The sequence below is a fragment of the Campylobacter sp. US50a genome, from assembly GCF_004379015.1.
Taxonomy (GTDB): domain Bacteria; phylum Campylobacterota; class Campylobacteria; order Campylobacterales; family Campylobacteraceae; genus Campylobacter_D; species Campylobacter_D jejuni.
Genome location: NZ_RYYJ01000024.1, coordinates 1 through 6188 on the forward strand (window position 1 = coordinate 1; position 6188 = coordinate 6188).

General features: G+C 27.0%; 5 protein-coding genes and 2 pseudogenes. 6 read left to right on the top strand and 1 reads right to left on the bottom strand.

Annotation, left to right across the window (positions count from 1 at the left end; all coding sequences use genetic code 11):
* Both ELQ11_RS09265 and ELQ11_RS09270 read left to right on the top strand, forming a co-directional pair.
* Positions 1-1469, top strand: a 1469-nt coding sequence (locus ELQ11_RS09265; protein WP_134225293.1) for a hypothetical protein, incomplete at its 5' end; no start/stop codon positions are given.
* 12 nt (positions 1470-1481) lie between these two features.
* Entirely contained in the window at positions 1482-2345 is an 864-nt protein-coding gene (locus tag ELQ11_RS09270; RefSeq protein WP_044261321.1) for a hypothetical protein, read from the top strand.
* 162 nt (positions 2346-2507) lie between these two features.
* Here the strand turns inward: ELQ11_RS09270 and ELQ11_RS10495 are convergent.
* Positions 2508-2715 (bottom strand): annotated as a pseudogene (locus ELQ11_RS10495) (tyrosine-type recombinase/integrase); the annotation flags it as partial.
* Between the two features lie 475 nt (positions 2716-3190).
* On the opposite strand from ELQ11_RS10495, the gene ELQ11_RS10390 reads away from it, so the two are divergent.
* From ELQ11_RS10390 to ELQ11_RS09295, 4 genes and pseudogenes are all read left to right on the top strand, one after another.
* On the top strand, positions 3191-3835 hold the full coding sequence (locus tag ELQ11_RS10390; protein ID WP_070261730.1) for a hypothetical protein: 645 nt from the start codon (positions 3191-3193) through the stop codon (positions 3833-3835).
* On the top strand, positions 3819-4400 hold the full coding sequence (locus ELQ11_RS09285) for a hypothetical protein (protein ID WP_126230068.1): 582 nt from the start codon (positions 3819-3821) through the stop codon (positions 4398-4400). Before ELQ11_RS10390 ends, ELQ11_RS09285 begins: the two co-directional genes overlap by 17 nt.
* Positions 4401-4404: 4 nt before the next feature.
* Positions 4405-5805, top strand: a complete 1401-nt coding sequence (locus ELQ11_RS09290) for a hypothetical protein (RefSeq protein ID WP_126267991.1) — start codon at positions 4405-4407, stop codon at positions 5803-5805.
* 115 nt (positions 5806-5920) lie between these two features.
* Positions 5921-6188, top strand: a pseudogene (locus ELQ11_RS09295) (hypothetical protein); the annotation flags it as partial.

The window sequence follows — 6188 nt, forward strand, 5'->3', positions numbered from 1 at the left end:
GAGAGTTTGGCAGTAGTGGTAGCATAGGTATGGCACAAGCACAGTTATTAGAGGATTTAAGTAAGCAAGCTAAGTTTATACAAGATGAGAAGGAAGGAATTGTTTCTTTAAGAGTAGAGTATCCTAAGCAAGAGAAATCTAAAGTAAATTTCATAAAAGAAATAGAATGGGAACTCGATGAAGATGAAGATGTGGTAAGTGCTGAAAAAAGTGTAAGGATTATTATCGATGAAAAGGCAAATTTTGCACCAGGGACTTATGTAGAATGCGAAGTTGATGGTTTAGAAGATGATGTAAATATCGTTTGGGCTTTAGCTCAAATTCAAAATGAAGCAAGACTTCAAAGAATTTTAGAAGGTAAAGAGCATTTAGAATTTAAAGATATAAAGTTTTTAAAAGACGAAAGTAAATATTTTCATGAATGCTGGGAAATGGATGATGAGGAAAAAGATGAAGAATTTGAAAAAATAGGCTTTAGTTTACCTCTAACAAGGGCTAATGAAGAAGAATTTGATAAATATTATGCTTTAGTTTTTGCTTATGAAGATAAAAATAAATTTAAAAGACTTCCTAATTTAAATGATGCTTATAAAATCATAGATATGAGTTTTAAAGTTGGCTCTGGTAGAGATGATAGGGTGAAAGAATTATTTACAAGAGAGGAGCTAAAAGCCCTTAATGTATATAATCTTAACCGACAAAAATCAATCGATAGTGTTGAAGAGGCAAATTGGTTTTTAAGGGCAAATTTAAAAAATCAAGAAAAAAGAGACTTTTTTACCTATCTCAGAACCTATCCTCAATTTGCCGGAAAAATCGCTTATATATACTATAGATTTGATTTAATCAATAAGGAATTTTTAACAAGTATATCAGAAAAAGATAAAGGAAATTATCTTCAAGATAGAGATGGCAAATATATTAGCACCATAATTAATAAAATTTTACCTTTAGAGTATAAGAATGGTAAAAGTTTTAAACAATTCCACACAGAGCTTTTAAATAACAAAAACAGAGATCTTAAAGAATGTAAAGATTTTCTAAAAGCTTTAACTCAAACTCTTTGTAAAGAATTTAATTTACCTTTAGAAAATGTAGTCTTTTATAGCCAAAAGCCTAGCGGATCTTTATCATTTGGAGCTTATGAAGAAAATAAGGTCAGATTAAATCAATACATTTTAAAAGCTTATTTTAAAGAATTTGCAAAAACGGTTTTTCACGAATGTAGGCATTTTTATATAGAAAAATATTATAATCACAATATGGATGCTCTAGGCAGATATGTTTTTTATTCTGAAAAAGCTTATATCAATGAGAAAATTATTTTTGATAAATTTAGTAGAATTTGCGATCCTAGTGAGAATTATTTAGTAGGTTGCAATATAGGTGCTATACAAGATGCCTATGAAATTCAGCCCAATGAAAGAGATCCAAGATATGTAGAAACCCTCATAGGTAGAAGTTTATAATCAAGGAAAATAATGAAAACTATAAAAATACCGCTTAAAGATTATATCTCCAATATAAGAGAAGATAAAACTATTTACTTGGGCTTGCAAAGTGATATGAGTATAAAAGGACTTGATGAAGAATTCTTAAAAAAAGAATATAATCTTAAGAGAAATTTCAAATTTGAAACAAGCATTTATTTAGGTAAAATTATAATCAAAGAAAAAAATATCATTTTTAAAGCTTTTAATATTGGTGAGAATTGCTTTGAAGGACTTAAAGAACTTTTCTTCAAAAATAACCCCTATAAAATTATAGATAATTTAGAATTAAAAAAATATTTCTTAAAACTTTATAAAGATAATATTGAATTTTTAACTTCTTATATTAATGAAATTAATCAAGTTCATGGTATTAAACTTTACTATATCGAAAATAAAAATTTAAATAAATTTGAACTAATTTCAATGCTAGATGAAATGGTGCAAAAAAATGACTATGAAGTAGTAGATTTTAGCGATGATTTATTTTATTCTTATCTTGTATGGAGTTTGAGAAAATTTATCATTGCTTATGATATAGGTTTATATCAAGATAAAAATAATTTATTTTTTAATTTAGCTACCTACAAAATACATGGAAATCATTCTTTTTATGTAGAAGCAAATAATCATTTAAATTTTAATCTTATTGAATTATTTTTCTCAAATATCTCTCCTTTGGAATATGCTGTGGGTTATTTACAAAAAGAAGAGATAATATATAATGGGGCTTTAGAATATTCTTTAGGAGCTCTTCAAAAAACTTTAAATACTACAACCCAATTTCATAATAAATTTTATTTTAAACTGAAAGAAAGACCCTTTGAATATGCGCAATATTTTAAACAAAAATAGACTTAGTTGAAATAATTAAATTTTACTCACTTTAATACAATCAACCAGGATGAAAAATCGGCGTGAAGACTAACTTATTTTAGAAAATTTATTAGAAAAGATGAGCAATAAAAAGTAAAAGAAATATATTTTATAGGATTTTTGACATAAAAATAATTATAATCAGCTTTTGTGTATAGTTGTTGTATTTAGATTTGCATGCTTTAATTTTTTTGTATGACTGCAAGGTTTGTTCCTTTGGCGGTTAATTTCATAGCTAAAGTATGCTTTAGTCCTTTCTTGACTATTGAAGCTTTGGCATAAATATTATTTACAATCATAAAAGCATTACTTTTCTATTTAAATGCTTCCCTGTCCTAGTTTACATCATTATACTTGAAACACTCAAACCCGTCATCAATTTCTGCTTTTTTATAAATACTATAATAAGCCTTATATTTATGATTGTTATGTTTGGTTATCTTATGGAAATTTTGCGAACACTCAACACAAAAGAAATTTATGCCACAGATAAAGACCTTATTGTAAGGCAAAGATAAAATTTTTGAGATTGGAAGTTTTTATTTTTGTTATCTTTCACACACATTTACTGTTATTTATGCCGATAGTGTAACTATATCTAAATTTGGCGAGGAAATTTATAATGCATATTCGTTTTTAGATCCACTCAGAAGCAATAATATCCAAGAATTGTATGCAATAATAAAACCCCAAACGCAAGAATATTTAAGCAAAATTGATTTGAAAAACTATGAATTTTTTAAGAGTAGGCATAGTAAAATCTCACCACGATTTGATTTGGACTTTTTAAAAATTGAGGAATTGAGAATTAAATAAGGATAAAAATGAGCCAAACAAACAATAACACAGAAATCAAAGAACAAGACACTCAAGATGAAATCATTTGGGAGTTAAAAAGAAAAGTTACTTTTATGATATTTTGGGCTTATGGTAGTTATTTTGGTTTTATTATATTTGTATGTTTTTTGCTGTTTGTTAGTGGAAATAAATTTAAAGTCGATAATTGGAAAGCTTATGTTGTTATGATTGTTATCGTATTTGCAATTATATTTTTTACAAAAAGGCTATATCGTTCTTTAAATTTGAAAAGAATGTATATCGATAATAATTATAAATTATATATTGAAAAATATATAGGAAAAGACCTAATATTAGAATCTGGGAGTTATGTTATCGGTATGGAGTCTAATTTTTATCTCGGCATAACAATGTCATCAATAGCTAAAATTCTTTCATTAAATTGTAATGGTAAGGAATTATATGGTTTTATTGAATCCGCTAATACAAATTTTAATGAACTTGCAAATTTTACAAAAAGTCATCTTATAAATTATCTTATTAGTTGTGAGAATAATAAATATCTTAAAGCTGCTGCTATCTATGGGTTATTTCAACTTGAGCAGTATTACAATATAGATCTTAAAGAAATTGATAAGATAAGATTGGATAAAAATGAGTATGGAAAATAACAATACCATTTATGGAAGTTTAGAAATCAGAAAAAAGATAGATGATAAATTTGCACTAAATCAAAATTCTGCAAATATAAGAGATTTTGGGAACATTGGAACACTTGCTTCTTATGGTATGTCAATAACTGGAGCAACATCTGGAAAAATATTAGAACAATATATGATTAATCAGAGTGTTTCAACTAAAGTAATAACATTTTATAAATATAAAATTATGGGTAATTTTGGTATTTTAAGTTATTTGTATAAAAAAGCAGAAAATAAATCTAACACAAGAGCTTTTGGTGAAATTGCTGTTGAAACAGCAATTGGAGCACTAGCAACATCGCAAATAGCTATAAATACTATAGAAATTGGAATTTCTTTCATTTCTCGTATTGCCGCAGGTGCAGCAACTGGAGCAGCTATAGGCTCGAGCTTTCCTATTGTTGGGACAGTGGTGGGTGCAGTGGTGGGAACACTTGTAGCAGGTTTTTTTAATGACTTAATTTTTGGCGATGAAGATGAGGAATTAAAAAAAACAAGAAGCCAAAGAGAAATATTTAGAGGAAAAATTAGATGAAAAAATGCACAAAATCATCAATTATCTCATCACTCATCAATATATAGAATTAAGAGTGTTAAATGAAGATGAAGCAGAAAAGCTTTGTAAAGAAATAAGTGATATTAATAGTGCTTATTTTAAAACCATTCTTTTGATGCTAAGTTTTCCTTATTATTTAGATAAAGATGAGCAAAGTTATAAAAAAGCTCAAGAAAAAAATCCAACTATAATCAGAATACAACCCATAGCTAATGCCTTAAATATAAAAATAGAAATCAATGAATGCTTTCTTGCTAAGAATGGAGAAGCTTTAAAAAATAAGGAAATTTATGTTTATAATCATCGCTTTGATAGAGTGGTGGCAAAGGCTATGAGTGATGATGAGGGTAAAATAGTATTTGAAAATGTTTATGTGGGTAAAGAGAGCACTATAGATAAAATAAGCTTTATTATAGACAGAGAAAATTTCAATGAAGACAATTTTTATGAAAGTGTTTTAAAATACGCTCCAATGTTTAATATACAAAAAAAGCATAAACAAAAAGGGCAAGCTTTTATTGATAAAATGTTTTTTAGTTTCACTTATGCACAAGGAATAATGCAAGATAATGAGGTGTTAAAACTAGAAGCTTTGAAAAATAATTTTAATATCGTTTTTGATTATGAGGTAAGAAAACAAGAAGAATCCTATAAAAATTATATCATTTTATCTTATTTAGTTTTTGATGTTAAAGAAGATATAGAAGAATATATACGCCATACTACTATAGAAAATAGAGCTTTTCGTGGATTAGAATTGTTAGGTCGTGGATGGAAAAATCAATACAGCATCAAAGACGAGTGGAGAGATAAGGGTGTGGTATTTTTTGCTTATTTTAATTCTCAAAAATTTACCCCTTATAAAAAAATGGCTTTTATTGACAAGCCTATAGTTATTTTAGATATAGAAAAATTTGATAAAGAAGATATATTAAAAGATATAAAATTCCATTTTAAAACTCTTACTAAAGCCTATAAAATTTTTGTAATAGATTTAGATGCTAATACTCAAATACAAGAAAAAAAATCCATTGTCAATAATATAAAAAAGAATACCCAAAACTTAGAACTGCTTTATCTGCAACTTAAACTTTTTGATGATAAAGATGCTAATAAATGCAAGGTGCAATACTTTCACAATGAAAACAAATATGCTAATCAAGAAATGAAATGGATAGAATATTGCAAAAAACAACTTTTTTCGCTTAATAGTGAAAATCCTATTCATAAAAATAAAAGCTCGTTTGATATGGAAGTGCCTTTTGTAAGCATTTCTTTTGGGTCTTTGATTTATGATAAAGAAAGACTGGCTAAAAAAGGAGTTAGGCAAATTTTTGGAGTGGGTTTAGCAGAATCTTGCAGGCGATATTTTTATGAGAAATGATTTGATTTTAGATAATTAAAGAATATACTACAAACTTTATTTTACCCACTTTATGCTAAAATAAATCACATAAGCTTATAGCTATTAATCATCAACAAACCCAAAAGGATCATCAATGTCCCTTAATTCTTATATGAGTCTTAATATATCAAATTCTACTTCAAATCCCCTACCCTTTAAAATCACTAAAGCCCTCATCCAAGAAAGTCTTGAAGAGCTTTTTTCTATAGAATGTGAAGGCTTTTTTGAAAGTTTAGAACAAGATTTATTTTCTTTAAATACTTTAACCAATGCTTCATCTCATCCAAGCACCCCTACAACTTTTAATTTTCATCCTAATGTTTTAATCGATCAAGAAGCTATTTTAAGTATCCATAATCCTT